Here is a 24,300-nt window from a genome sequence, read left to right as displayed (position 1 = left end):
CCAAATTTGATTTTCGCTGCAAACTTCGGTACCCGCTACAGGCGTGGATACGCTCAAGGTACGAGACGCCAAAGACGTCGAAGAGGTGGTGCGCGCGGCGATTGCCAATGAGCAGCCGCTCGAGATCATCGGCCATGGCTCCAAGCGTGCCATCGGTCATGCGATGGCGACCAACGCCGTGCTCGACGTCTCCGCGCTGAATGCCATCACCGCCTATGAGCCCAACGAACTCATTGTCACGCTCCAGGCCGGGGCGCCGCTGGCCGACGTGCTGTCGCTGATCGATGCCAAGAACCAGCAATTCGCCTTCGAGCCGATGAACACCGCGCCGCTGCTCGGCACGCCCGCGCTCGGCACCATCGGCGGCATGATCGCGGCTGGCCTGGCCGGTCCGCGCCGGATCAAGGCGGGCGGGGCGCGCGACCATCTGCTTGGGGCGCAGGCTGTCTCCGGTTTCGGCGACAGCTTCAAGACCGGCGGCAAGGTGGTGAAGAACGTCACTGGCTACGACCTCTGTAAGCTTCTCGCGGGTTCCTGGGGCACGCTGTCGATCATGACCGAGGTCACGCTGAAGGTGATGCCGAAGCCGGAGGCGGAGCGGACGCTGTTCCTGCGCGGGCTCGACGATGCCGCCGCGAACAAGGCGATGACGGCGGCGCTCGGCTCGCCCTTCGACGTCTCCGGGGCCGCGCATCTGCCGACATCGGCGTTCCGGACCAAGATCGAAGGTCTCGGCGATATCGCAGGCCAAAGCGAGGCGCTGACCGTGCTGCGGCTCGAGGGCATTACCGCCTCGGCCGCTCACCGTGCCGGCTCGCTGCGCGAATTGCTGGCGCCGTTCGGAACCGCAACTCTCGTCGAGGACACGGTGTCAGCGGCGCTGTGGACCACGATCCGCGACGTCCTGCCGTTCGCGGCTGACGGCGCGCTGGGGGCGTGGCCGGTCTGGCGGATCGTCTGTCCGCCGGCGTCGGGCGCGGCGCTCGGGACGCTGCTGGCGCGCGAGACCGGCGGCGAATTGATCTACGATTGGGGTGGTGGACTGATCTGGGCGGCGTTGCCACCGAAGCCGGACGCGCATGCCGCGGCCGTGCGCGAACGTACGAATGCGGCCGGCGGGCACGCCACGCTGATCCGGGCGGCCGAGGACATCAGGCGCACGGTCGATGTATTCCACCCGCAAGCCCCTGGCCTTGCCGCGTTGAGCGAGCGGGTCCGCGCCAGTTTCGATCCGAAGACCATCCTCAACCGGGGCCGGCTGTCGCGGGGCGTTGCGGCATGAAGACCGAATTCTCACTCGCGCAGCTCGCCGATCCCGACATCGCGGAAGCCGACAAGATCCTGCGCGCCTGCGTCCATTGCGGCTTCTGCACCGCAACCTGCCCGACCTATGTGCTGCTTGGCGACGAGCTCGATAGCCCGCGCGGCCGCATCTATCTGATCAAGGAGATGCTGGAGAAGGACCAGACGCCGACCGCCGAAGTGGTCAAACATGTCGACCGCTGCCTGTCGTGCCTGGCCTGCATGACGACCTGCCCCTCGGGGGTGAATTACATGCATCTGGTCGATCAGGCCCGGGTCAGGATCGAGCAGCGTTACGACCGGCCGCTGGCCGAGCGGCTGCTGCGCCGGGTGCTGGCCTTCGTCCTGCCGGACCCGCAGCGTTTCCGCGCCAGCATGGTGCTGGCGCGGCTGGCCCGCCCGCTGGCCGCGTTCCTGCCGACGCCCCGGCCGTCGGCGACGCCCGGCCTGATCCTGCGCCTGAAGGCGATGTTGGCGCTGGCGCCGAGCCGGCTGCCGCCGCCGGGGCCCGCCGCCGGCAGTGTGTTCGCGGCTCTCGGCAAGAAGCGCGGCCGGGTCGCGCTGCTCCAGGGCTGTGCCCAGCAGGTGCTGGCGCCGCGCATCAACCAGGCTGCCATCAGTCTCCTCACGCGCCACGGCATCGAGGTCGTCCTGGTCAGGGACGAGCAGTGCTGCGGCGCGCTGACCCATCACCTCGGCAACGACCAGGACGCATTGGCGCGGGCTCGCGCCAATGTCGCGGCGTGGCGCGCGGAAGCGGCCGGCGAGGGGCTCGACGCCATCCTGGTGACCGCGTCCGGCTGCGGCACCGTGATCAAGGACTACGGCTACCTTCTGCGCGAGGACGCTGCGTTCGCCGCCGATGCGGCGAAGGTCTCTGCGCTCGCCAAGGACATCACTGAATATGTCGCCGGCCTTGGACTGTCGGCCACGGCGCGACAGGACAACATCGTCGTCGCCTATCACTCTGCGTGTTCGTTGCAGCACGGGCAGAAAATCACGGGCCTTCCGAAAGAATTGCTTTCCAATAACGGATTCGTGGTGAAAGATGTGCCCGAGAGCCATTTGTGTTGCGGTTCGGCGGGGACTTACAACATTCTCCAGCCCGAGCTTGCGGGCCGGTTGCGTGATCGCAAGGTCGCCAACATCGCGAGCGTCAAGCCGGACATGATTGCCACAGGCAATATCGGCTGCATGGTGCAGATTGCCAGTGGCACGTCAGTTCCGGTCGTACACACGATTGAGCTTCTCGATTGGGCTACGGGCGGGTCGCGGCCGGCATTGAACGCGCAAGACTGAGCTTTCGAAGACCGAGCTTTCGAGGGCTGAGCTTTCGTCCGGAGGTGACGGCTGAAGACACCCGATCGACCATTGTTCGGCGGCAACAGGAGGACCACGATGGCGAAAGCGAAGAAGAAAAAAAGCAAGAAGGCCAAAAAGGCCAAGAAGGCAGTAGCGGCGAAGAAGACCGCAAAGAAGGCAGCCAAGAAGTCTGCGAAGAAGTCTGCCACGAAGGCTACAAAGAAATCTGCGAAGAAGGCCGCGCCGAAGAAGGCGGCCAAGAAGGCCGCTAAGCAGGCCGCGCCCAAGAAGGCCGCCAAGAAGGCTGCGAAGAAAGCGGCGCCGAAGAAGGCGAAGGCAGCTCCCGCGCCGAAGCCGTCAACGCCGGCAGCTCCGGCTCCTGAGCCCGCCGCCGAGACAAGCTGGGCGATGCCTTCGTCTTCTGCGGACTCGACGCCGGCCGAAGGACAAGGTTAGGCCCAAGGTTCAGGCCCAAGGTTAGGCCAAAGGGCTGGGTCCAATCCGACGACCATGATCGACAACAGGAAGGCCGCAGCGGTGATGCTGCGGCCTTTTTGCATCGCGCGACGGCGCGCGGAGGATGGTCTTGTCCGGAAGCAACCTGATTCGTGGCGCGGGCAGCACGGTACCGCAGGGCCCGTACTAACCCGGGCCTCCCAGTGCACTTTGGATTGCAAATAATGTGTTCGAGAAGACACACAGGCTGACAACCTGCCGTGGAATCGTCAGAACGCCCAAAAAGTCGGCAGATGCCCGCGTTTTTTGCTTCTCGGTTTGCGCCACTCCATCCAGATTGCCGCAGTTACGAAATTTGCAATCAGGTCGTGCGTTCCGGGGGCTTCCGGGATCCGGCTGGGGTCATAGAACTGGTGATGGGGATCGAAATGAAAAAAGTGGCTTTGTTGGCAACGGCGCTGGCAATGGTGACGGGCTCGGCTTTCGCGGCAGACATGGCGGTGAAGGCTAAGAAGGCCCCGGTGGTTGCGTTCGATCCCTGGGATATCGCCTTCGGCGGCGCCATCATGAGCGACTACATCTTCCGCGGCGTCACGCAGTCGAACCACAAAGCGTCGGTCGCGGCCTATTTCGAGCCGCGCTACAACGTCAACAAGGACCTCCAGCTCTACGTCGGCGTGTCCGCCGAGAGCATCTCCTTCGCCAATCGCGCCGCTGCTGAAGTCGACATCTACGGCGGTATCCGCCCGACCTTCGGCGCCTTCGCGTTCGACATCGGTGTCTGGGGCTACCTGTATCCGGGCGGCAGCTGCGCCGACAACGTGCTCACCGGCGGCATTCCCGGCGGCAACGTCTGCGGCGTCAGCACGACCACGATCTTCCTCGCCGACGGCAACGTCATGAAGAAGGACGTCAGCTTCGTCGAAGTCTACGGCAAGGTGAACTACACCATCAACGACAGCTTCACGGTCGGCGCGACCGAGTACTACTCGCCGAACTTCCTGAACTCGGGTGCTTGGGGCAACTACGCTTCGTTGACCGCCAAATACACGGCGCCCAGCACGGCCTTCGGTCCCTCCGGCATGGGCATGTACGTGTCGGGTGAGTTCGGCCGGCAGTGGTTCGGAACTTCGGACGCCTTCTACGGCACCGGCGTCGGCACCGTTTTCGCCAACGGTATCCCCTACAAGGACTACAACACCTGGAACATCGGCATCGGCTTCACCTACAAGGTGTTCACGCTGGACCTGCGTTACTCCGACACCGACCTGAACAAGGGTGATTGCAACGCCTTCACCAGCGCCTTCAACGCCACCGGCACCACCAACGTCACCGCGATCAATCCGGGCGGCGCTGGATCCAACTGGTGCGGCGCGGCCGGCATTGCCAAGCTGTCGTTCGACCTGACGGCGATGAGCAACCTGAAGTAAGCTTCTTCCCGAAGCGACTTGATGAGGGCGGCAGGGCAACCTGCCGCCCTTTTGCTTTGGGACTTTTGGGGCGCAGGCTGAGGGCCTGCATGGTTCGAGACGTCCGCCTTCCGGCGGGCTCCTCACCATGAGGGGGCACGGTTTTCACCGCGAGGACAGACCTCATCCTGAGGGCCCGCCAAGGGCGGGCGTCTCGAAGCATGGCCGCAACGAAGGGCGATAGCCTCAGGGCTTGGTCGAGCCGTCTCAGCGCGCCGCGCTCGGCTCCTTCTCGACCGGCACACCACCGTCACCGAGGACGTGGATCGCGCCGTGCTTCACCATCGTCACCTTGCGGGTATGGAAGGCTTCCAGCGTCGAGCGGTGGCCGATCGAGACGAGGGTGGCCTGTGGCAGCTTCTCCGCCAGCAGCCGGTACAGGCGGGCCTCGGACGGCTCGTCCAGCGAGGCCGTGGCCTCGTCCAGAAACAGATAGTCCGGCGCATGCAGGAGCGCGCGGGCGAGCCCGAGCCGCTGCTGCTCGCCGAGCGACAGCATCCGGTTCCAATGACCCTCCTCCTCAAGCCGCTCGGCGAGGTCGGGCAACCCGACCGCGATCAGCGCATCCCTGACGCGTGAGGTTTCGAACGCGCCCGGCGCGGCCGGATAGACCACCGCGTCGCGCAGCACGCCGACCGGGAAATAGGGGCGCTGGGGCAGCATCATCAGCTTCGCCTTTTCCGGGACGAAGATGGTGCCGGTGCCGAACGGCCAGATGCCGGCGATGGCCCGGAACAGCGTCGACTTGCCGGAGCCGGACGGTCCGGTCACCAGCACGCGCTCCGGCGTCTGGACGGAGAAGGCATCGGCGGCGACCAGCGGCGTGCCGCTCGGCAGGTTCACGCAGAGCTGTTCGAGGGCGATATTGCGATTGCCGCCGGCGGCCTTGAGGGCAATCGCAGGCTCGTGCGGCGGCAGGTGCGCGGCCGCATCGACCGACATCTCGAAGCCGTCGAGGCGGGCGACGATCGAGCGCCATTCCGCCAGCGATCGGTACGCCGTGACGAAGAACGACAATGCGCCCTGTACGCTCGAGAAGGCGGAAGCGGTTTGCATCATGTCGCCAAGCTGGATCTTCTTGGCGAAGAAGGCCGGCGCCACCAGCACGTAGGGAAAGATCACGGCGGCCTGCTGATAGCTCGCGGTGAACGCGGTGAGGCGCTTGGTACGGCTCATAATGGCGTACCAATTGCCGATCACGAAGCCGAAGCGATCCAGCAGGCGGCCGCGCTCGGCGCCTTCGCCCTTGAGCAGCGCGATCTGCTCGGAATTCTCGCGGACGCGGACGAGGTTGAAGCGGAAGTCGGCCTCGAAGCGCTGCTGCTCGAAATTGAGATTGACCAGCGGGGCACCGATCCAGTGCGTCAGCGCCGTGCCGAAGATCGCGTAGACCAACGCGCCCCAGCAGAGATATCCGGGGATCATGAGGTCGGCGCCGAACAGGTGCAACGGCGCGGCGTTGGAAAGCCCCCAGAGGATGATCACGAAGGAGAACAGCGTCACGATCGACGAGAGCAGGCCGAGCCCGATGGTCAGGGTCTGCTCGACGAAGTTCTTGACGTCCTCGGTGATGCGCTGGTCCGGGTTGTCGGCCGCATCGCCCTTGAGCTGCATGCGGTAGTGGGTGGCGCCCTGCAGCCATTCGCCCAGATAGTGCCGGGTCAGCCATTGCCGCCAGCGGATCTGCAGCCACTGGTTCAGGTACAGCTTGTAGACCGCCAGCGCGATGAAGGCGGAGGCGAGGCCGATGAAGATCCAGATCTCCCTGACGAAGCTATCCCAGTCGCTTGCCTGCAGCGAGCTGTAGAACCGGTTCTGCCATTGGTTGACCAGGACGTCGATCGCGACCAGCGCCAGCTCCATTGCGATGACCGCGGCGAGCAGGCCGCGGCCGGCCCATTTGTCCTCCGACCGGAAATACGGGGCGGCGATTCGCCAGACGATCGCGAGCGTGGCGCTGATGTTCTTCACAGAGCTCTGTCTCCTGAGGGGATGTGCACAACTGCCCGGGCCAAAGACCTGGGACGACGGCGGAAATCGGCGCGCTTAGACTAAAGTCGCGAGTCCTGCAATTTGCGTTGGCTTGTCGCAGCTTGCAACCCTAGCATGGGGCTCATCGGCGCGGGGTGGGGGCCTCCGGGATTTCGCGAGCTTGTGAGCGGACGGGAACCGCTGCATTCGCGAGGAATTCGCGTCCGGCTCGGGGGTTATCGCTTCAGCGTCAAGCAGGATCGGCTGTCCACGCGGGCCGCCTGCAGCACACATGCGTGGGGGAGGAAGATCATGTGGAATCAAGTTTATGACCCGTTGCACAGCCCCGTGCTGTCGACGATCGCGGCGGCAGTCCCTGTCGTCACATTGCTGGTCCTGATCGCGAGCGGCCGCGTCCAGGCTCATATCGCGGCGGTCGTCGCCGTGATCGTGGCCAATTTGATCACGATCTTCGTCTTCACCATGCCGGCGAACATGTCGATCCGCGCCTCGGTGCTGGGCATCGTGACAGGCTTTTTCCCGATCGGCTGGATCGTTCTCAACGTCATCTTCCTCTACCAGGTGACGGTGAGCACCGGACGCTTCGAATTGCTCAAGCGCGCGGTCGGCGGCGTCACCGAGGACCGGCGGCTGCAATTGCTGCTGATCGCGTTTTCGTTCGGCGCGTTCTTCGAGGGTGCCTCGGGCTTCGGCACGCCGGTCGCGATCACGGGCGCCGTCCTGATCGGCCTCGGCTTCTCGCCGCTTGCAGCAAGCGGCCTGTCGCTGATCGCCAACACCGCGCCGGTCGCCTATGGCGCGCTGGGCACACCGATCCAGGGTTTGGCCTCGGTCACCGGGCTTGATCCCTATATCCTCGGCGCGATGGTCGGCCGGCAATTGCCGTTCTTCTCGCTGATCGTGCCGTTCTGGGTGGTGTGGGCGTTCGCGGGCTGGAAGGGCATGAAGGATGTCTGGCCGGCGATCCTGGTCACCGGCGTGTCGTTCGCGGTCCCGCAATTCTTAATCTCGAACTTCATCAATCCCTGGATCGTCGACATCGGCGCATCGCTGATCTCGATGGGCGCGCTGATCCTGTTCCTGAAGGTCTGGCAGCCGAGGCAGCTCTGGCTGTCCCCCGCGCTGCGCGGCCGCGATGAATCGGCCGCCACCATGGCTGCGGCAAAACCGATGGACAAGACGCCGCTGACGCAGAGCGAGCTGTTCAGCGCGCTGCTGCCGTGGATCATCGTCTGTATCGTGATGCTGATCTGGGGCAATGGTGGATTCAAGACCTGGGCGAATTCGATCTTCACCTGGAACTATCCCGTTCCCGAGCTGCATCAGATGATCAACAAGATGCCGCCGGTCGCGCCAGGGCCGACGAAAGAGAGCGCGGTGTTCGGCTTCACCTATCTCTCTTTCACCGGCACGGGCATGCTGATTGCGGCGATCATCTCAGGCTTCCTGATGGGCGTCGGTCCTGGCCGGCTCTTGACGGAATACGGGCGTACCATCCGGCTGTGCGCGATCTCGCTGATCACGATCTCGGCGATGCTCGCGATCGGTACGCTGACGCGGCTCTCCGGCGTCGACGCGACGCTCGGCCTCGCCTTCGCCGCAACCGGCGTGCTCTATCCCTTCTTCGGCACGCTGCTCGGCTGGTTGGGCGTGGCCCTGACGGGATCGGACACTGCCTCCAACGTGCTGTTCGGCAACCTGCAGAAGATCACCTCGGAGCAACTCGGCCTGTCGCCGATCCTGATGGCTGCGGCGAACTCGTCCGGCGGCGTAATGGGCAAGATGATCGACGCGCAGTCGATCGTGGTCGCCTCGACCGCGACCAACTGGTACGGCCATGAGGGCACGATCCTGCGCTTCGTGTTCTGGCACTCGATCGTGCTGGCCTCGTTGGTCGGCGTGTTCGTGACGTTGCAGGCCTATGTCTGGCCGTTCACGGCGATGGTGCTGAAGTAGCAGGCCACGCCCGCCTTCGACGCAAATCCCCGCGAGGTTGGTCCTCGCGGGGATTTTTGCGTCGTGCATGGGCGAACCTTCTCAACGGCGCCGCCGTCTTATAGAAGGTGCCGCAAATCAGGTCGGTCGAGAGGTCTCATGGTTTCGTTCAGGCAGACGGTGTGCGCGGCGGTTGCAATGCTGGCGATGTCCACGCTCGCGCGTGCGGAGGACGGTTTTCCGTTCGGCACCGAGATGACGCTGGAGGCGCTGCCGCAGCCGGGCTCGAAGCGGATTCCAAACATCGAGATCGGCGACAATGGCGAGGTCGTGCTGGAGCTCTGGTGCAAGGGTGGCAAGGGCCAGTTCTCGGTCGCCGGCAACACCGTGATCTTCGTGCCCGGCCAGATCCAGGACCGCTCCTGCCCGCCGGCGCGGGCCCAGGCCGACGACGATCTCGTTGCAGCGCTGGGCAGCGTCGAGACTTGGAAGCGCCAGGGCGACGTGCTCACGCTCGTCGGCCCCAAGCCGCTGCGCTTCCGCGTCAACGGGAATTAGATCTCTCGCGTCCCGGACGCGCTGCAGCGTGCAACGTTGCTGCGCAGAGCCGGGACCCAGTTATCTATCGTCGATCTCGTGCGCGGCTTCTGGGCCCCGGCTCATCAGCGCATCACTGACGTGCTGCACTGCGTCCGGGGCACGATAGTTCAGCGGGCTACTTCCACACCGACTTGTCGGCGTCCCAGCGCTGGCCTTTCAGCTCCTTGGCGAGCGCCTCGACCGAACCGTTGTCGTCGGGCTGATCGCCTTCCTCGTCGGCGGTCGCTTCGTCCGAGAGATTGAGCTTGGCGCCGCTGCTCTCGTCAGTGGTCGTGATCGCGGGACTCCCGACCCAGAGCATGAGCTTGTCGGTCGTGCCGGGCTTGTCGGGCGAGACGAGGCCCGCGACCTCGATCGTGTCGGTGAGCTCGAGCGCGGGAAAATCCTGGTTCGGCCGCTTGAACACCAGCTTGAGCTTGCCGGTCGCCGGGTTGAAGCCTTGTGAGACCGGCTTTGCCGCCAGCGTCCTGCTCAGCACGCCGGCCACCGCGGCCGCGAGCTTGTCGCGGTTGATCTTGTCGCCCTCGCGCCAATCGGCGGCGGCAATGCGGATGGTGCGGTCCATCTCGGTCATGCCCGCGGTCCAGCCCGCGGCGGTGACGCCGGGCGTCGCCTTGAATTTTGCCAGCAGCGCGCTGGCGCGCTCCGGATCGACCGACATGTTGATGGTCTGCTCGCCCGCGCGCAGCGCGTCGCAGCCGACGGTGAGGCTCGCCAGCGTCACCTCGACGTCCTGGCCCTTCAGGCTCTTCAGGAACTCGGTCGCGGCATCCAGCTTGACCTTGACCGCGATCGCTTCCGGCGAGACGTCGGTGAAATCCTTCGGCTGCGGCGTGATGCCGTCGTCGGAGGTCTGGTTGTCGAGGAATTCCTTCTCGCTGAGATCGGAATTGTCGGGTGAGGTGACCTCGGTCACGGCCTGGCCGATGCTGATCTGGCCGCGGAATTCGAACGTGTCTCCGGCCTGTTTGCGCAGCAGTTTGACGGTGACCGGCGCCTTCGCGCCGAGGCTCTGCGTCGTACCCGTCAGGTTCTGGCCGGCGACCTGGAGATTGACGACGAAGCGGTCCTTGCGGTCGGAATTCTTCGCGACGGGATAACAGACGTCGAGCACGGCTGCGGTGACGGTCTTGCCCTGGCGTGTCTCCTTCAGGATCACGTCGGCATTGCCGTCCATCAGCCCGTCGATCGAGGTGAAATAGCGCGTCTCGACGCCGCCGGGCGCCGTGGCCTTCGGCGACAGCTTCATCTGGGCTGATGCGACCTCAGGCGAAACTGCAAGCAGAGCCGCCAGAACGGCCGTGGAGCAAAACACAAGCGCGCGCATCGAGGAAATCCCTGAGGCAATGGGGCATGATCCGGAAAAATGTGAAGCGGTTTTCCGATCAGATCATGCCCAAACAATTCGAATCGGGCGTCACCGTAGTGGGTTTTGGCCGCCGGTTGAATTGGAAAGCACGGGGCACGATTGCCAAAAAAAGAAGGCCGCCCGGAGGCGGCCTTCGCAACACTGCAATGGAACGGGCGGGCCTTAGAAGCCGCCCATGCCGCCGCCGGCCGGCATGCCGGGCGCGACGTCCTTCTTCGGCGACTCGGCGACCATGGCCTCGGTGGTCACCAGCAGGCCGGCGATCGAGGCGGCGTCCTGGAGCGCGGTGCGCACCACCTTGGCCGGGTCGATGATGCCCTTCTCGACCATGTCGACATACTCCTCGGTCTGGGCGTCGAAGCCGAAGGTCTCGGACTTGTTCTCCAGGATCTTGCCGACGACGATCGAGCCTTCCACGCCCGCGTTCTCGGAGATCTGGCGAATGGGGGCTTCCAGCGCCTTCAGCACGATGTTGATGCCGGCCTGGACGTCGGCATTGGCGTTGGTCAGACGGCCGACCGCCTTCTTGGCGCGGAGCAGCGCGACGCCGCCGCCGGGGACGATGCCTTCCTGCACCGCGGCGCGGGTGGCGTTGAGCGCATCCTCGACGCGGTCCTTCTTCTCCTTCACCTCGATCTCGGTGGCGCCGCCGACGCGGATCACCGCGACGCCGCCTGCGAGCTTGGCGAGACGCTCCTGGAGCTTCTCACGGTCGTAATCCGAGGTGGTCTCCTCGATCTGGGCCTTGATCTGGCCGACGCGGGCTTCGATCTCCGGCTTCTTGCCGGCGCCCTTGACGATCGTGGTGTTCTCCTTGTCGATCACCACCTTGCCTGCACGCCCAAGCATCTTCACCGTGACGTTCTCGAGCTTCATGCCGAGGTCTTCGGAGATCAGCTGGCCGCCGGTGAGGATCGCGAGGTCCTCGAGCATGGCCTTGCGGCGGTCGCCGAAGCCCGGCGCCTTGACGGCGGCGACCTTCAGGCCGCCACGGAGGCGGTTGACGACCAGGGTGGCCAGCGCCTCGCCCTCGACGTCCTCGGCGATGATGACGAGCGGCTTGCCCGACTGCACCACGGCTTCAAGCACCGGCAGCATGGCCTGCAGGCCGGACAGCTTCTTCTCGTGCAGGAGGATGTAGGCGTCCTCGAGCTCGGCTGTCATTTTCTCGGGGTTGGTCACGAAGTAGGGGCTGAGATAGCCGCGGTCGAACTTCATGCCCTCGACGATATCAACCTCGGTGTCGAGCGACTTGTTCTCCTCGACGGTGATGACGCCCTCGTTGCCGACCTTCTGCATCGCCTGCGCGATCATCTTGCCGATGGCGGCATCGCCGTTGGCCGAGATGGTGCCGACCTGGGCGACCTCGGAGGAGGCGGCGACCGGCTTGGCGCGCTTCTCGATGTCCTTGACGACGGCCGCGACCGCGATGTCGATGCCGCGCTTGAGGTCCATCGGGTTCATGCCGGCGGCAACCGACTTGGCGCCTTCGCGTACGATGGACTGGGCCAGCACGGTCGCGGTGGTGGTGCCGTCGCCGGCGAGGTCGTTGGTCTTGGAGGCGACCTCACGCACCATCTGGGCGCCCATGTTCTCGAACTTGTCCTCGAGCTCGATCTCCTTGGCGACGGTGACGCCGTCCTTGGTGATACGGGGCGCGCCGAACGACTTCTCGATGAGCACGTTGCGGCCCTTCGGGCCGAGCGTCACCTTGACGGCGTTGGCGAGAATGTCGACGCCGCGCAGCATGCGATCGCGCGCGTCTCCGGAAAACTTGACGTCTTTGGCAGCCATGGTCTGCAATTCCTCTTCTATTTTCGTGATGTGTCTTGTTTATTGGGTCGCCTCATTCCGGGATCTGCGATCGAACCCGGCGGAATGATGCATGCCCGGATCGAGTGACCCGGGCATGCATTCAGCGGCCGTTCAGGCGTCTGGCCTTAGGCCATCACACCCATGATGTCCGACTCCTTCATGATCAGGAGCTCATCGTTGTCGATCTTGACCTCGGTGCCCGACCACTTGCCAAACAGCACACGGTCGCCGACCTTGAGGTCGATCGGGATCAGCTTGCCGGCCTCGTCGCGGCCACCGGGGCCGACGGCGACGACTTCGCCCTGGGACGGCTTTTCCTTGGCCGTGTCCGGAATGATGATGCCGCCCTTGGTCTTTGACTCGGCGTCGATACGTTTGACCACGACACGGTCATGCAGCGGACGAAATTTGGATTTAGTCATGACGTTTCCCTTTGGAGGCTCGCTTCGGAAGGAGTGAAAGTGGGCGGGCGGCGCTTCCGTCCACCCTTCCCGAGGATCGATCGGCGCGCGTTAGCAATCCATCTTTCAGAGTGCTAATGGTGCGTCCGGGAATATGGCTTGGCCGCGATCCTGTCAAGCAAAGGTGGTTAAGCGATTGGTGAGACGGATATAGGATGGTGACATTGGAAACTTGTTCGGGGCGCCGGCGTATTAAAGGACGTCATTGCTCCGGCAGCGGTTTTGCGCTTGGCTGCGGAAGGGGTGCGGCCATGGTTTTGTCCGGGGGAATGCCATGATCAGTTCAGCTCACGCGCGCACGGTCGCCAATCTGGCGGCGGCTTCTTGCCTGGCGCTGCTGCTTGGCGCCTGCGGCGGCGGCATGAGCCTGCCGTCCTTTTCTTCGTCCTCACCGCCCCCCGAGGCCGAGCCCGGCACCGGTCCGGAAATGCCCGCGTCGATCCGCGCCGACGAGATCGTTGGGCGCTGGGGCCTCGCCTCGTTCCAGAACCCGGCCGACCGCGCCCGCACCGAGGCTGCCGCCCGGGCCCAATGCAAAAATCCTTACGTGATCACCGCCGGCTCCTCCGGCGGCGTGATCATGCATCTGGCGGACCAGGCAACACCGCAGGAGCTGCGGCTGAAGGGGTCGCCCAGCGGCAAGAATTATATCGGGCCGGCGGGTCCGACGCCCGGCGAGCAGGACCGCGAGATCGTCTCCTTCGACGGTCGCGTCCTCATCACCCGCTTCATCGACAAGGACGCCGCCACCCGCTACGGCAACATGGTCTACGTCCGCTGCGCGCCGAGGGCGTGATCGCGGCGCCGGCCTAGCCACTCGTCATTGCGAGAAGCGAAGCGACGAAGCAATCCAGGCTGCCTCCGCGGACACAATCTGGATTGCTTCGCTTCGCTCGCAATGACGTCCAAAACAAAAAAACGCCGGCTCTCGCCGGCGTTTTGTTTTCCGTAGCGTCGCGTCCGCTCAGTCGAACAGCGCGTCGATGTCGTCCTGCGAGGCGTGGCCGACGTCGCCGGCGAGCTTCGGGCCGTTGAGAAGCTTGTCGTCGTCGCTGCGGGTGTCGACCTGCGGCACGACGTGGGACTTGATCGCGTCGACACCGCCCCAGATTTCCATCATGGAATTGATGTGCTGCTCGATGAACTTCATCGTGCTCATGACCTTGCTGATGCGCTGGCCGGTCAGGTCCTGGAAGTTGCAGGCTTCGAAGATCGAGATGACGCGTTCCTGGATATCGTCGGCGAGCCGCTTCTGCTGATCGGCCGATTGCACCTTGGCCATCGCGCTGGCCGCCTGGTCGATCGACTCGGCGGCTTCGAGGATCTGCTGGGTCGCCTGTTCGGTGCCGCCGACGACCGCGCCGAGCTCGCCATTGACCTTGGCCATTTCGCCGCCGTCGAAGCTCTTGCCATGCAGTGTCGCGATCTCGCGCTTGGTGCGGTCGATGGCGTCGTGGATGAGGTCTAGCTCGACCTTCAGCTTCTCGCACTGCTCGATCTGCGCCCGGTAAGTATCGAGCATGGTACGGGCTTCGGAGAGCTCATGGGCGGTGGAGGCGTCGATCGCCGCCATGGCGGCGCTGCCGGACAAGGGCACGGTGCCCTTCGCCATCTGTGCACGGATCGCACGCAACTCGGCCATGATCTCGCTATGCATCGGCGCAGCCTCCTCAATCATTTCGGGGCTTGGCATCTCGCCGACAATAGCCTCTTCGACACGAAAACGTTTGCGGTGAATAGCCATCAAGAACTCCCCCCACCTCACTCACGCGTCTTTGTAGGCAGAAGCGATTTAACACGAAGTTCACAGCCGGAACTGTCGTGCGGTTGTGCGCGACGGCTTGCAAACGGGCGATTAACCATGCGTGCGCGGCGTTCATCGAAAATAAACGCTGATCGCCAAATTGCACCGCTGCCGACGACGTGGTGAATCGAAATGGCGTTTCCGTTTACCAAACAAAACGGCTTTTGCTCTTTATTGACCACGTCGCGGGTGCGGATCAGCCATCACCTCGCCACGACGCATGTGATCTAGACGAAACAGTACAGAGTACGTCGATGTTCAAGAAAATGTCTGTCGCGCTGCTTGGCAGCGCTTGCACCTTCATTGCCGGCGTCAACAGCGCCAGCGCCTTCGACAATAGCGTGCCGAACGATCCGCCCGCGGTGCTCTACCAGCCGCAGGTGCCGCCTGCGCCGGTGCGTGTCGCCTCCAATTCGAACATGGGCGGCGGCTTCATCGAGTTCATCTTCGGCGACGGGCCCGGCCGCGGTCCGGCCTACGCTCCGCAGCAGCCGGTGTACCAACAGCAGCCTGGTTATTATGACCAGCGGCGCCTGCCGCCGATGGGCGAGCCGCAGACACAGGGCGCAGGTCTCCAGCAGGAGGCGGTCGATCCGCGGCAGCGTCAGTTCGATCCGAGATTCGAGAAACAACTCGTTGACTATAGCGGCAACGAAAGCGCCGGCACGATCGTGGTCGATACGCCGAACAAGTTCCTCTATCTGGTCGAGGGCAGCGGTCGTGCGATGCGCTACGGCATCGGCGTCGGGCGTCCCGGCTTCACCTGGTCCGGCGTGAAGTCGATCACGGCCAAGCGCGAATGGCCTGCCTGGACGCCGCCGGCGGAAATGATCGCGCGCCGTCCCGACCTGCCGAGGCATATGGAAGGCGGCCCGGAAAATCCGCTCGGTGCGCGCGCGATGTATCTCGGCTCGACCCTTTATCGTATCCACGGTTCGAACGAGCCCTGGACCATCGGCACCAACGTCTCCTCGGGCTGCATCCGCATGCGCAACGAAGACGTCATCGATCTCTATGGCCGCGTCAACGTCGGCACCAAGGTCGTCGTGATGTAGGCGCATAGTGCTCGGAACCAAAAACGGCCGCCTCATCGGCGGCCGTTCTCGTTTGGAGCACCGGGTAAGAAGCGTCAGGCGTAATCGCTGCCGCCATCGTCTCCGCCGCCGAAATCGCCGTCGTCGGCGAGGTCGACATTGTCGTCATTGTCGTTCTGATCGTTGTAATTCTGGTCGTCGTTCGATGCGTGGTCGGCGAAGCCCTGGCGGGACGCATCGCCGCGGTCGCGGTTCGAGCCGATGTCGTCGAGGCCGGCATCGCGCGCGAGCGATCCGCCGGACTGGTCGCCGCCGCTCCAGGGGCCTCCACCAGCGCTGCGGTCGCCCAGGGCATTGGTGTCGCCAAAAGCCTGCTGGTGCGGTCCGCCCATCATGCCGCGGATGCTGGACAGCAGCAGCGAGCCGCCGACGACGCCGGCCGCGGCTGCCGCCGCCGTGCCGAGGAACGAGCCGCCACCGCCGACCGGCGGCGCGCCATAGCCCTGGCCTGGACCCTGATTTGGACCCTGACCGTATGCCTGCCCATAAGGCGGCTGGCCGTAACCGGGCTGAGGCTGCTGCATCGCCTGGCCGCTGTTCCAGACCGGCCGCGAGTCACGCGGCGGTACGTTCGGAACCGAGCCGCGCGATGGACCCCCGCCGAACAGCGTGTCGCGCATGGTGTCCAGGAAACCGCCGGACTGCGCCTGCTCGGGCGCCTGCCCCGCCTCCAACTCCTGGATGCGGTTGTGGGCGCGCTTCAGCGCCTCGTCCTGCAACAGCGTGGTCTGAACCAGCGCATAGACAGCGCCGGGGGCCTTGCGCAGGCCGTCGGAGATTGCGGCGATCGCGTCGGGATCGCGCGGTGCATTTTCCAGTTTCGAAAGCCGATCGAAAAGCTCGTCGACGAGCTGGCGTTCCTGCGGCGTCATGGTCAGTCTCCCTTGCGCAAAACAAGCGCGAGGCAGATGTAGGGTTCCATTGTGGCCCCAACAGTGCCGGCAGGATTAAATTTCGGTATGCGACAAGCTGCCTCGCGGGCGGCTTTCTCGCAAACTTCCACCGGTTCACCCCAGCGTGACGCCGCTGTCCGTCAGCAGGCGCGCGAAGGCATTGCCGGCGAGATAGGCGTGCTCGCGTTCGCGGACATCCGTCATCGGGTCGAGCCCGGTGAGGATGTCGTCGACGAAGCCGGGATGACACATGATGAGGCCGCCATCCGGCAGGCCTTCCAGGAAATGCCGCATCAGCGCGCCGAAATCGGCCGCTTGCGTGAAATCATAGGCGCCGGCGAAACCGGGATTGAAGCTGAGGCCCGCGCTGCCGGCACGGCGGCGGAATTGCGCGCTGAGGATATCGAGCACCATGGCTTTCGGCGAGGCCAGCCGCTGCAGCAACGGCAGGTCGCGGCCGCCCTGGCGCACCCAGGCTTTTGGCGCGGCTTCGGCGACTGCGTCGACAAAGCCGTCGCGCACCTGCGGGTAGAGCTGCACATGCTGATGACCGTCGACGAAGTCAGGCGCGCGCCCGAACGCTTTCGCGAAGGCTGCCAGCTGCGCCTTGACCTCGTTGCGAAAGAACTCGCGGTCGAGCCTTCGCGCAAGACCGGCGCGGAGCAGCTTCGGAAACGGGAGAAACATGTCGCCGTCGAGCGGGCGGAAATGCATGGTGAGCGGCCGGAACGGTGCCGACAATGTCACGTGCAATCCGATCGCGCAGCGCGGGCTCGCTTGCGCCGCCGCCTGGAGCGCCTCGATCTCGCTGCGCTCGACCGCAGGTCCCACCATCATTACCGACGTCGCGTTGAGACGGCCGCGTTCGATCAGGTCGCGGATGGCGCGATTGACGCCCGGGCTGATGCCGTAATCGTCGGCGCAGAGCCAGATCCGCCGTGGCGGCGCGGCCGCGCTCATTCGGCCGCCGTCCTCTTCGAGGCGTCCAGGCTTGAAGCATCCTGGGCCTTGTCGGTCTCGAAATGCTTTTCACTGTGCTCGGCGACGAAGTAGATCGGGCGCGCCTTCAGCTCGGAAAGGATCTTGCCGATATATTCGCCGACGATGCCGATCATGATGAGCTGCACGCCGCCGATCGTCATCAGGCCGATCACGAGTGAGGGATAGCCGGGCACCTGCTTGCCGGTGGTCAGGACCTCCCAGAGGATCGACAGACCGAACAGGAACGCTCCGCCGGCGAGGATCACGCCGAGCAGGCTGGCGAAGCGCAGCGGCGCCACCGAGAACGAGGTGACGCCTTCGATCGAAAGACCAAGCAGACGCGCGGCGCTGAAGGTTGTCACGCCATGGGTGCGCGGTGCGGGCTCGTAATCGACGCGGATCTGGCGGAAGCCGATCCAGCTCGCAAGGCCCTTGAAGAAGCGGTTGCGCTCCGGCAGCTGCCGCAGTGCTGCGACCGCGCGCGGCGACAGCAGGCGGAAATCGCCGGCGTCTTCCGGAATCTTCTGGCGCGCGCCCCAATTGATCAGCGCATAGAAGCCGCGTCCGGCGAGCCGCCGCAGGAAGGGCTCGTTGTCGCGATGCGCCTTGGCGGTATAGACGACGTCGTAGCCGTCCTCGATCCAGTGCCGCACCAGTCGCTCGACCAGCGACGGCGGATGCTGGCCGTCGCCGTCCATGAACAGCACCGCGCCGAGCCGGGCATGGTCGAGGCCGGCCATCAGCGCGGCCTCCTTGCCGAAATTGCGCGACAACGACACCACCTGGACGTCGACCGCGTCGGCCGGCAGTGCGCGGGCGATCGACAGTGTCGCGTCCGCGCTTCCGTCGTCGACATAAACGATCTCGCAAGCCAGGCGATAGCGCTGCCGCAAGGTCTTTGCGAGATCGCAGATGCGCTGGTGCAGGGCGGCGAGACCCGCCGCTTCGTTGTAGAGCGGGACGACAATCGACAGTCCCTTCGCGGCGGCGCTGGCCGCGGTGGTCGTCATGCCGGAAACGTCAGAGCCCAGCGTCATGGATCAAGGTTCCAGAGGCGATCAGGTTTTCTTGCAAGGTCATCCCGACAGCATATGGTAGCTGCCGTTTGCTGTCGCTACGCTGAACGGAATTGCTCAACAAACTTTGGGCTCACTGCCGCAGGAACGCCTCGAGCCTGGCGAACAGCGGGTTCTCCCGGTCGAACACGTAATCCAGCGAAACCACCGAGACGGTCTCGGCGCCATGCCCGCGCAGGAAGCTCGCGAGTGCATAGAGCTGGCCCGGCGGGCAGTGCAGCGTGAGCATGCCCGACGAGGTCGGTCCGCCGAACGGGGCTTCGACGCCGAAGCGCTCGTGGGCCTCTGTGAGCATGGCCGCGTCGCACTGGCGGAAGCGGGTGCGGACTTCGCGGTATTTGTTGGCCCGCGCCCGCGCCGCGATGTGATCGAGGATGACTCGCGCGGTCTCCCGCGCCTGCGGCGACCAATCGGCGTCCCTTGAGGCGACCAGATTGGCCTGGCTGCGCAGGATCACGCCGTCGTCGAGCACCCGCAATCCGTTGGCAGCGAGCGTCGCGCCGGTCGTGGTGATGTCGACGATCAACTCGGCGCTGCCGGCGGCCGGTGCGCCTTCGGTCGCGCCCGTGCTTTCGACGATGCGGTAATCGGTGATGCCTTGGCTCTGGAAGAAGGCGCGGGTGAGGTTGATGAACTTGGTCGCGACCCGCATCCGCATGTGATGCTGCTCGCGGAAGCCGGTGGTGACGTCGTCGAGGTCGGCCATGGTGCGCACGTCGATCCACGCCTGCGGCACGGCGACGACGACGTCGGCATAGCCGAAGCCGAGGCCTTCGATCAGGGAGACGCGCTTGTTGGCGTCCGCGATGGTCTCGCGCACCAGATCCTCCCCGGTGACGCCGAGATGCGCCGAGCCGCGGGACAACTGCGAGGCGATCTCACTCGCCGAGAGATAGGCGACCTCGACATTGTCGAGGCCCGCGAGCGTGCCGCGATAGTCACGGGCACCGCCCGCCTTCGACAGCTTGAGCCCGGCGCGGGCGAAGAAGGCCTCGGTGTTTTCCTGCAGGCGGCCCTTGGAGGGAACGGCCAGAACGAATGGCGCGCTCATGACTTAAGCTCCCACCTTGCGGCCGATCCGGGTCAGCGCATCCACCCAGACCGAGAAACCGACTGCGGGGATCGGCTCGGCCGATCCAAGCTGGGTCATCAGCCCGTCATAGCGGCCGCCGGCAACCAGCGGCTCGGCGCCGTTGCCGCGGTGATGCAGCTCGAATTCGAAGCCGGTGTAGTAGTCGAGCCCGCGTCCGAACGCGGTCGAAAAGCGCGTTCCCTTCACATCGATGCCGCGCGCGGCCATGAAGCCGACCCGGCTTTCGAACTGGTCGACCGCAGCACTGAGGTCGAGCTTCGCGTCATTGGTCAGCGCGCGCAGCTCGGCGACGGCGTCATCGGGGTTACCCGATATCGACAGGAAACGCTTGAGCACGGCGATGGCCTCGCGCGGCAGCGCACCGCCCTTCAGCGTCGACTGCTCGAGGAAGCGGTCGGCAATCTCGGCCGTGCTGCGGCCGCCGACATTGGTGGTGCCGGCGATCGACATCAGATCGGTGACGAAAGCGAGTGCCGCCTTGCGGTCGGAGCCGGCGAGCGCCGCGAGCACGCCCTCATATTCGCTGCGGGTCGCGGTCGTCGCGGCTGCCAGCCGCTCCAGATCCTGCTCCAGGCTGATCTTGCGGTTGAAATCCTTGACCAGGCGGCGGCGCCAGACCGGATAGAGGTTGAGCGCGTCGAGCAGCGCGTTGAACAGCGCTACGTCGCCGGTGCGGATCTCGACGTCGCGGACGCCGAAGGCGGCGGTCGCCTCCAGCGCCAGCGCCAGCATCTCGGCATCGGCCGCGGCGCGGTCCTGGCGGCCGAACGATTCGATGCCGGCCTGCAGGAATTCGTTGCTCTGGCCGTTGCGGTAGCGAAACACCGGGCCGAGATAACTGAACCCGGCCGGCTGGCCGGCACGGCCAGAGCTGAGATAGTCGCGGGCCACCGGAATGGTCAGGTCCGGGCGCAGGCACAGCTCCTCGCCGGAGAGGTCCGTGGTCAGGTACAGGCTCTTGCGGATGTCCTCGCCGGAGAGATCCAGGAACGGTTCGGCCGGCTGCAGGATCGCGGGCTCGGCCCTGACATAGCCCGCCTGCGCGAACGACAGCAGCAGCGTGTCCGCCCAGGCGGCGGAGCCGGCAGCATTTGAGGTGGCAGTCGCAGTCATGTCGGGGTCCATCGTCCCGGTGGAACCGGGCAGGGCAAGCAAGGGGAGCGAATTGCCGCAGGCCTTAGCATGGCCCGAAAGCGGTTTCGACCTCCAAAGGATCAATCGCTTAACGGTCGGCCAATATCGGCATCAGGCCATTTTGCCACGCCAATCGCCCAGCACCGCCTGCACCAGCGCCAGCGCGGCCACCGCGGCCGTGTCGGCCCGCATGATCCGCGGTCCCAGCGCCAGCCGCAGGATATTCGGCTGCCGCAGCAGCAGCGCCCGCTCTTCCCCGGCAAAGCCGCCTTCGGGGCCGATCAGCACGTCGATTCCCTCTGCCGCGCCTGCGCCTTGCAGGCTCTGAATGGGGTTTTCGAGCTCCGCCGCCTCGTCGCAGAAGATCAGCAGCCTGCCAGCGGCGCGCTGGGTCAGGAAGCGCTCCAGCGGCACCGGCTCGGCAACGGTGGCGATGCTGAGAATGCCGCATTGCTCGGCCGCCTCGACGACATTGGCGCGCATCCGCTCGGTATTGACGCGGGAAGCTTGGGTGAACCGGGTCAGAACCGGCTGAAGCGAGGCAGCGCCCATCTCGATGGCCTTCTGCACCATATAGTCGAGCCGGGCGTGCTTGAGCGGGGCGAAGACGTAAGAGAGGTCGGGCAGCCGGTCCTGCGGCCGGGTCTGCTGGAGGATGACGAGGCCGTCCGGCCGCTTGCGGCCTTCGATGGCGGCCTGCCATTCGCCGTCGCGTCCGTTGAATGCCAAGACTTCGGCCCCGGCGGCAAGCCGCAGCACATTGCCGAGATAGTTGCTCTGGTCGCGGTCGAGCTCGACCCTGCCGTCCTGGGCAAGGGGAGCATCGACGAACAGGCGGGGGCCGCGGAAATCGTGGGAGGGCATGGTTCAAAGGTCCGATTTGCCGCCGTTCTTAACCGAAAGCAGTAGTTTCGGGGTAAATTTTGCCAAAATGGTGCGTCGGCGCGCCGCGCTCCTGCCCTATTCAACGGGTTGTTAAGGGCCGGCGGGAATCGTAAAATCGCGAGCACGCTGGTTGCGCTTCAATTGGGAAGACGCCGAACCCCGCAAGCTCCTGCCGGAGAGACTGCCTTGATGATCCGTCATTTGATGGTTCCGATCACTGCCGCCATGGTCACGATGGGCGCCGTTTGTGCCTATGCGCAGGGTTTCCCCGCGCCGCTGCCGGGCCAGGCCCCAACAAGTTCCGCGTTTCCGCCCGTGAACGGCTCGGCGCCCGTCGCCTCCGTCGGCGGCGCGCCGCAATCGTCCTTCCCCGTGAACGGCGCCGCGCCTGTCGGTGGCGCCGGCGCCTTCAGCGCGGCGCCGCCGACGCAAGCCGGTCCCGGCGAGGACTGCATGAAGGCCTTCATGCCTCTGCGCGAGGATGCCGAAAAGCGCGGCAAGCTGATCAAGGCCGCGAGCGACCGTCACGCTCCGCCTGACGAGGCCTGCAAGCTGATCCGCAACTTCAGCCAGGCTGAGACCAAGATGATCAAGTACATCGAGGCCAACGCCTCGAAATGCGGGATTCCGGCGCAGGTCGGCGCGCAGATGAAGGACGGCCACAAGAACACCGAGACCATGACGGCGAAGGTCTGCAACGTCGCGCAGCAGATGCAGAACCAGCCGCGCGGACCGGCCGGTCCGTCGCTGAGCGAAGTGCTGGGTTCGGGCTCGGCGCCCGAGGCCAATGCCGGCAAGAAGGGCGGCAGCACCTTCGATACACTCAACGGCAACGTCCTGACGCGATGAGCGACACATCCGCCCGAGTTGCCGATTCCACCGGCAACTGGGTCGATACGCGTGCGCCGCAATGGGCGCGGCCTTATCTGCGCTTGTCCCGCTTTGATCGTCCGATCGGCTCCTGGCTCCTGTTGATGCCGTGCTGGTGGTCGGCGGCGCTCGCCGCCGGCATGGCGCATGACGTCCGCGGGCTGCCGCTCACCATCGTCCTGTTCTTCATCGGCGCCTTCGTGATGCGGGGGGCAGGCTGTACCTGGAACGACATCACCGACCGTGATCTTGACGACAAGGTCGAGCGCACCCGCTCGCGACCGCTGCCGTCGGGCCAGGTGAGCGCGAAGCAGGCGCTGGCCTTCATGGTCGCGCAGGCGCTGATCGGGCTCGTGGTGTTGCTGCAGTTCAACCGCTTCGCGATCCTGACCGGCATTGCCTCACTGCTGATCGTCGCGATCTACCCGTTCATGAAGCGCATCACCTGGTGGCCGCAGATCGTGCTCGGGCTTGCGTTCTCCTGGGGCGCCCTGATGGGATTTGCCGTCACCTTCGGGCGCATCGACGTCACCGCGCTCGTGCTCTATGCCGGCGCGATTTCCTGGGTGATCGGCTACGACACGATCTACGCGCATCAGGACGCAGAGGACGATGCGCTGATCGGCATCAAGTCCACCGCGCGCCTGTTCGGTGCGCATACGCACCAGGCGCTGATCCTGTTCTACGGCCTCGCGGTGCTGCTGATCGGCGTGGCGCTGGCGTCGGGCGATGCGCGCTGGCCGGCCTGGCTGGGACTTGGGGCCTTCGCCGTGCATCTGGCCTCGCAGATCGCGCGGCTGAATATCAGCGACGGCGATCTCTGCAAGCGCCTGTTCTACTCGAATCGCGATGCGGGGCTGTTGCTCTTTGCGGGTTTGCTGGCCGACGCGGTGCTGCGAGCGGCCTAACTCCGCGCGATGATCTCGCGCTCGTCGCGATGCACCGACAATTCGCGTGCGACACCGGTGCGGCGGCGCATCAGAAATTTCGGACGGCGGTGGCGGATCGCGTTGGCGCGGCGACGCCGCGGCGCGGGTTGGCGTGCGCCTTCGTCGAGCTGCGGAAGCGCGAACAGCTCGCTCCAGATCGCCCAGGCCTCAACGAGTTCGTCGCCATCGGCGCTGACCAGCAGCGGAATGGAGAGCGAGGGATCGCGATGCACGAGGACGAGGGTCTGGGCCTCGTCGTTGCCGCGCAGCGCGACGCCGATGAAGTCGCTGACGCGGACGTTGATCGCCATCCGCATGCCGCGGACGGCACGGTGCAGCACGACACGTTCGCGATGAAGCTCGATCTGCCGGACATATCCGTCGGCGCGCGGATCATGCGCATCGAAGCGGACCGGAAGGGAAAGGGGGTCGAGCCGCAGGGAGCGGCTCGACCCGGCGGGAGTGATCCCGCTTGTTGCTGTTTGACGCCTCACGGCTTTAGTTCTCCCCGCCAGGATTATGTTCCCGGTCGATGCGAGGACCTTAGCGCGGGCCTTTCCGAAACCGCTTAAAAAGGCTGGTTAATCCAACCTCACCGCCGCGCATGATTGACAAGACCTTGGCGCGCATGATTGACGAGACGTTGCGCGCAAGGTGCGAATCTGAGCTTTTGGTGGGCTGAAAATGCTTGAAGTCCGCGCGATCAGGGCACATCTGTGGGTTCCGGTCCCGCAGCCCGCCCCAACAGGATTTCGTTTGTGAACCCTTCACCAAGCTCGACGCTTTCACCCAAGGATTCATCCACAGCCAGCCGCAACCTGTTCGACCAGTCTGCGCTCT

The 24,300-nt window shown here is 65.2% G+C and carries 22 protein-coding genes; 10 read left to right on the top strand and 12 right to left on the bottom strand.

Annotation, left to right across the window (positions count from 1 at the left end):
- The first annotated feature begins 43 nt into the window (after positions 1-43).
- The 4 genes from FXB41_RS37665 (at position 44) to FXB41_RS37650 (ending at position 4,490) form a co-directional block, all read left to right on the top strand.
- Complete coding sequence (locus FXB41_RS37665; RefSeq protein ID WP_219685370.1) at positions 44-1,282, top strand: FAD-binding protein; 1,239 nt, start codon at positions 44-46, stop codon at positions 1,280-1,282.
- A complete protein-coding gene (gene glcF, locus FXB41_RS37660) occupies positions 1,279-2,601 on the top strand; it encodes a glycolate oxidase subunit GlcF (RefSeq protein WP_219685369.1) in 1,323 nt (440 codons plus the stop codon). The genes FXB41_RS37665 and glcF overlap by 4 nt, the downstream gene beginning before the upstream one ends.
- Positions 2,602-2,700: 99 nt before the next feature.
- Positions 2,701-3,060, top strand: coding sequence for a histone (locus FXB41_RS37655; RefSeq protein WP_219685368.1), 360 nt, complete (start codon positions 2,701-2,703; stop codon positions 3,058-3,060).
- A 428-nt stretch (positions 3,061-3,488) separates the two neighbouring features.
- The gene (locus tag FXB41_RS37650; RefSeq protein WP_007596962.1) at positions 3,489-4,490 is read left to right on the top strand and encodes a TorF family putative porin; all 1,002 of its coding nucleotides are present in this window, start codon (positions 3,489-3,491) and stop codon (positions 4,488-4,490) included.
- A 246-nt stretch (positions 4,491-4,736) separates the two neighbouring features.
- Here FXB41_RS37650 and FXB41_RS37645 read toward each other — a convergent pair whose 3' ends face one another.
- Complete coding sequence (locus FXB41_RS37645) at positions 4,737-6,500, bottom strand: ABC transporter ATP-binding protein/permease (RefSeq protein WP_219685367.1); 1,764 nt, start codon at positions 6,498-6,500, stop codon at positions 4,737-4,739.
- 312 nt (positions 6,501-6,812) lie between these two features.
- Here FXB41_RS37645 and FXB41_RS37640 point away from each other — a divergent pair, with 312 nt between their 5' ends.
- Positions 6,813-8,477, top strand: coding sequence for an L-lactate permease (locus tag FXB41_RS37640; RefSeq protein ID WP_007596960.1), 1,665 nt, complete (start codon positions 6,813-6,815; stop codon positions 8,475-8,477).
- Positions 8,478-8,615: 138 nt separating this feature from the next.
- Positions 8,616-9,014 (top strand): META domain-containing protein, encoded by a 399-nt coding sequence (locus FXB41_RS37635; protein WP_007614988.1) that lies wholly within the window; start codon positions 8,616-8,618, stop codon positions 9,012-9,014.
- Between the two features lie 157 nt (positions 9,015-9,171).
- Here FXB41_RS37635 and FXB41_RS37630 read toward each other — a convergent pair whose 3' ends face one another.
- From FXB41_RS37630 to FXB41_RS37620, 3 genes are all read right to left on the bottom strand, one after another.
- Positions 9,172-10,383, bottom strand: coding sequence for a hypothetical protein (locus FXB41_RS37630; protein ID WP_007596956.1), 1,212 nt, complete (start codon positions 10,381-10,383; stop codon positions 9,172-9,174).
- Positions 10,384-10,587: 204 nt separating this feature from the next.
- A complete protein-coding gene (groL, locus tag FXB41_RS37625) occupies positions 10,588-12,219 on the bottom strand; it encodes a chaperonin GroEL (RefSeq protein ID WP_219685366.1) in 1,632 nt (543 codons plus the stop codon).
- 146 nt (positions 12,220-12,365) lie between these two features.
- A complete protein-coding gene (locus tag FXB41_RS37620) occupies positions 12,366-12,662 on the bottom strand; it encodes a co-chaperone GroES (RefSeq protein ID WP_007596954.1) in 297 nt (98 codons plus the stop codon).
- Between the two features lie 313 nt (positions 12,663-12,975).
- On the opposite strand from FXB41_RS37620, the gene FXB41_RS37615 reads away from it, so the two are divergent.
- Positions 12,976-13,497, top strand: coding sequence for a hypothetical protein (locus tag FXB41_RS37615; protein ID WP_007596953.1), 522 nt, complete (start codon positions 12,976-12,978; stop codon positions 13,495-13,497).
- A gap of 168 nt (positions 13,498-13,665) precedes the next feature.
- Here FXB41_RS37615 and FXB41_RS37610 read toward each other — a convergent pair whose 3' ends face one another.
- Positions 13,666-14,445: a protein phosphatase CheZ gene (locus FXB41_RS37610; protein ID WP_007596952.1), complete on the bottom strand. Its 780-nt coding sequence runs from the start codon at positions 14,443-14,445 to the stop codon at positions 13,666-13,668.
- 314 nt (positions 14,446-14,759) lie between these two features.
- Here FXB41_RS37610 and FXB41_RS37605 point away from each other — a divergent pair, with 314 nt between their 5' ends.
- Positions 14,760-15,560: a L,D-transpeptidase gene (locus FXB41_RS37605; RefSeq protein WP_007596951.1), complete on the top strand. Its 801-nt coding sequence runs from the start codon at positions 14,760-14,762 to the stop codon at positions 15,558-15,560.
- A 74-nt stretch (positions 15,561-15,634) separates the two neighbouring features.
- Here the strand turns inward: FXB41_RS37605 and FXB41_RS37600 are convergent, their stop codons facing one another.
- The 6 genes from FXB41_RS37600 to FXB41_RS37575 form a co-directional block, all read right to left on the bottom strand.
- The gene (locus FXB41_RS37600; RefSeq protein ID WP_219685365.1) at positions 15,635-16,471 is read right to left on the bottom strand and encodes a DUF2076 domain-containing protein; all 837 of its coding nucleotides are present in this window, start codon (positions 16,469-16,471) and stop codon (positions 15,635-15,637) included.
- A gap of 135 nt (positions 16,472-16,606) precedes the next feature.
- On the bottom strand, positions 16,607-17,452 hold the full coding sequence (locus FXB41_RS37595; RefSeq protein ID WP_219685364.1) for a ChbG/HpnK family deacetylase: 846 nt from the start codon (positions 17,450-17,452) through the stop codon (positions 16,607-16,609).
- Positions 17,449-18,510 carry a glycosyltransferase family 2 protein gene (locus FXB41_RS37590; protein WP_007596946.1) on the bottom strand — a complete coding sequence of 354 codons (1,062 nt, stop codon included), beginning with the start codon at positions 18,508-18,510 and terminating at the stop codon, positions 17,449-17,451. Before FXB41_RS37590 ends, FXB41_RS37595 begins: the two co-directional genes overlap by 4 nt.
- Before the next feature lie 112 nt (positions 18,511-18,622).
- Positions 18,623-19,600 (bottom strand): ATP phosphoribosyltransferase, encoded by a 978-nt coding sequence (gene hisG / locus FXB41_RS37585; protein WP_007596944.1) that lies wholly within the window; start codon positions 19,598-19,600, stop codon positions 18,623-18,625.
- Between the two features lie 3 nt (positions 19,601-19,603).
- A complete protein-coding gene (locus FXB41_RS37580; RefSeq protein ID WP_007596942.1) occupies positions 19,604-20,755 on the bottom strand; it encodes an ATP phosphoribosyltransferase regulatory subunit in 1,152 nt (383 codons plus the stop codon).
- A 132-nt stretch (positions 20,756-20,887) separates the two neighbouring features.
- Positions 20,888-21,640: a 16S rRNA (uracil(1498)-N(3))-methyltransferase gene (locus tag FXB41_RS37575; protein ID WP_007596940.1), complete on the bottom strand. Its 753-nt coding sequence runs from the start codon at positions 21,638-21,640 to the stop codon at positions 20,888-20,890.
- A gap of 210 nt (positions 21,641-21,850) precedes the next feature.
- Between FXB41_RS37575 and FXB41_RS37570 the strand changes: the two genes are divergently transcribed.
- Positions 21,851-22,510, top strand: a complete 660-nt coding sequence (locus tag FXB41_RS37570) for a hypothetical protein (protein ID WP_219685378.1) — start codon at positions 21,851-21,853, stop codon at positions 22,508-22,510.
- Entirely contained in the window at positions 22,507-23,439 is a 933-nt protein-coding gene (ubiA, locus tag FXB41_RS37565; protein WP_219685363.1) for a 4-hydroxybenzoate octaprenyltransferase, read from the top strand. The genes FXB41_RS37570 and ubiA overlap by 4 nt, the downstream gene beginning before the upstream one ends.
- Here the strand turns inward: ubiA and FXB41_RS37560 are convergent.
- Positions 23,436-23,954: a DUF6101 family protein gene (locus FXB41_RS37560; protein WP_007596933.1), complete on the bottom strand. Its 519-nt coding sequence runs from the start codon at positions 23,952-23,954 to the stop codon at positions 23,436-23,438. The two genes, ubiA and FXB41_RS37560, sit on opposite strands and share 4 nt — an antisense overlap.
- Positions 23,955-24,300: the final 346 nt, after the last annotated feature.

Origin of the sequence: Bradyrhizobium canariense (assembly GCF_019402665.1) — a bacterium.
GTDB lineage: Bacteria > Pseudomonadota > Alphaproteobacteria > Rhizobiales > Xanthobacteraceae > Bradyrhizobium > Bradyrhizobium canariense.
This window is presented reverse-complemented; position numbering and strand designations above follow the sequence as displayed.

Excerpts from the sequence above, each read along its gene's own strand:
- glcF (WP_219685369.1), top strand. The coding sequence starts at position 1,279 with ATGAAGACCGAATTCTCACTCGCGCAGCTCGCCGATCCCGACATCGCG.
- FXB41_RS37655 (WP_219685368.1), top strand. The coding sequence starts at position 2,701 with ATGGCGAAAGCGAAGAAGAAAAAAAGCAAGAAGGCCAAAAAGGCCAAG.
- FXB41_RS37650 (WP_007596962.1), top strand. The coding sequence starts at position 3,489 with ATGAAAAAAGTGGCTTTGTTGGCAACGGCGCTGGCAATGGTGACGGGC.
- FXB41_RS37640 (WP_007596960.1), top strand. The coding sequence starts at position 6,813 with ATGTGGAATCAAGTTTATGACCCGTTGCACAGCCCCGTGCTGTCGACG.
- FXB41_RS37635 (WP_007614988.1), top strand. The coding sequence starts at position 8,616 with ATGGTTTCGTTCAGGCAGACGGTGTGCGCGGCGGTTGCAATGCTGGCG.
- FXB41_RS37630 (WP_007596956.1), bottom strand. The coding sequence starts at position 10,383 with ATGCGCGCGCTTGTGTTTTGCTCCACGGCCGTTCTGGCGGCTCTGCTT.
- groL (WP_219685366.1), bottom strand. The coding sequence starts at position 12,219 with ATGGCTGCCAAAGACGTCAAGTTTTCCGGAGACGCGCGCGATCGCATG.
- FXB41_RS37620 (WP_007596954.1), bottom strand. The coding sequence starts at position 12,662 with ATGACTAAATCCAAATTTCGTCCGCTGCATGACCGTGTCGTGGTCAAA.
- FXB41_RS37615 (WP_007596953.1), top strand. The coding sequence starts at position 12,976 with ATGATCAGTTCAGCTCACGCGCGCACGGTCGCCAATCTGGCGGCGGCT.
- FXB41_RS37610 (WP_007596952.1), bottom strand. The coding sequence starts at position 14,445 with ATGGCTATTCACCGCAAACGTTTTCGTGTCGAAGAGGCTATTGTCGGC.
- FXB41_RS37605 (WP_007596951.1), top strand. The coding sequence starts at position 14,760 with ATGTTCAAGAAAATGTCTGTCGCGCTGCTTGGCAGCGCTTGCACCTTC.
- FXB41_RS37600 (WP_219685365.1), bottom strand. The coding sequence starts at position 16,471 with ATGACGCCGCAGGAACGCCAGCTCGTCGACGAGCTTTTCGATCGGCTT.
- FXB41_RS37595 (WP_219685364.1), bottom strand. The coding sequence starts at position 17,452 with ATGAGCGCGGCCGCGCCGCCACGGCGGATCTGGCTCTGCGCCGACGAT.
- FXB41_RS37590 (WP_007596946.1), bottom strand. The coding sequence starts at position 18,510 with ATGACGCTGGGCTCTGACGTTTCCGGCATGACGACCACCGCGGCCAGC.
- hisG (WP_007596944.1), bottom strand. The coding sequence starts at position 19,600 with ATGAGCGCGCCATTCGTTCTGGCCGTTCCCTCCAAGGGCCGCCTGCAG.
- FXB41_RS37580 (WP_007596942.1), bottom strand. The coding sequence starts at position 20,755 with ATGACTGCGACTGCCACCTCAAATGCTGCCGGCTCCGCCGCCTGGGCG.
- FXB41_RS37575 (WP_007596940.1), bottom strand. The coding sequence starts at position 21,640 with ATGCCCTCCCACGATTTCCGCGGCCCCCGCCTGTTCGTCGATGCTCCC.
- FXB41_RS37570 (WP_219685378.1), top strand. The coding sequence starts at position 21,851 with ATGATCCGTCATTTGATGGTTCCGATCACTGCCGCCATGGTCACGATG.
- ubiA (WP_219685363.1), top strand. The coding sequence starts at position 22,507 with ATGAGCGACACATCCGCCCGAGTTGCCGATTCCACCGGCAACTGGGTC.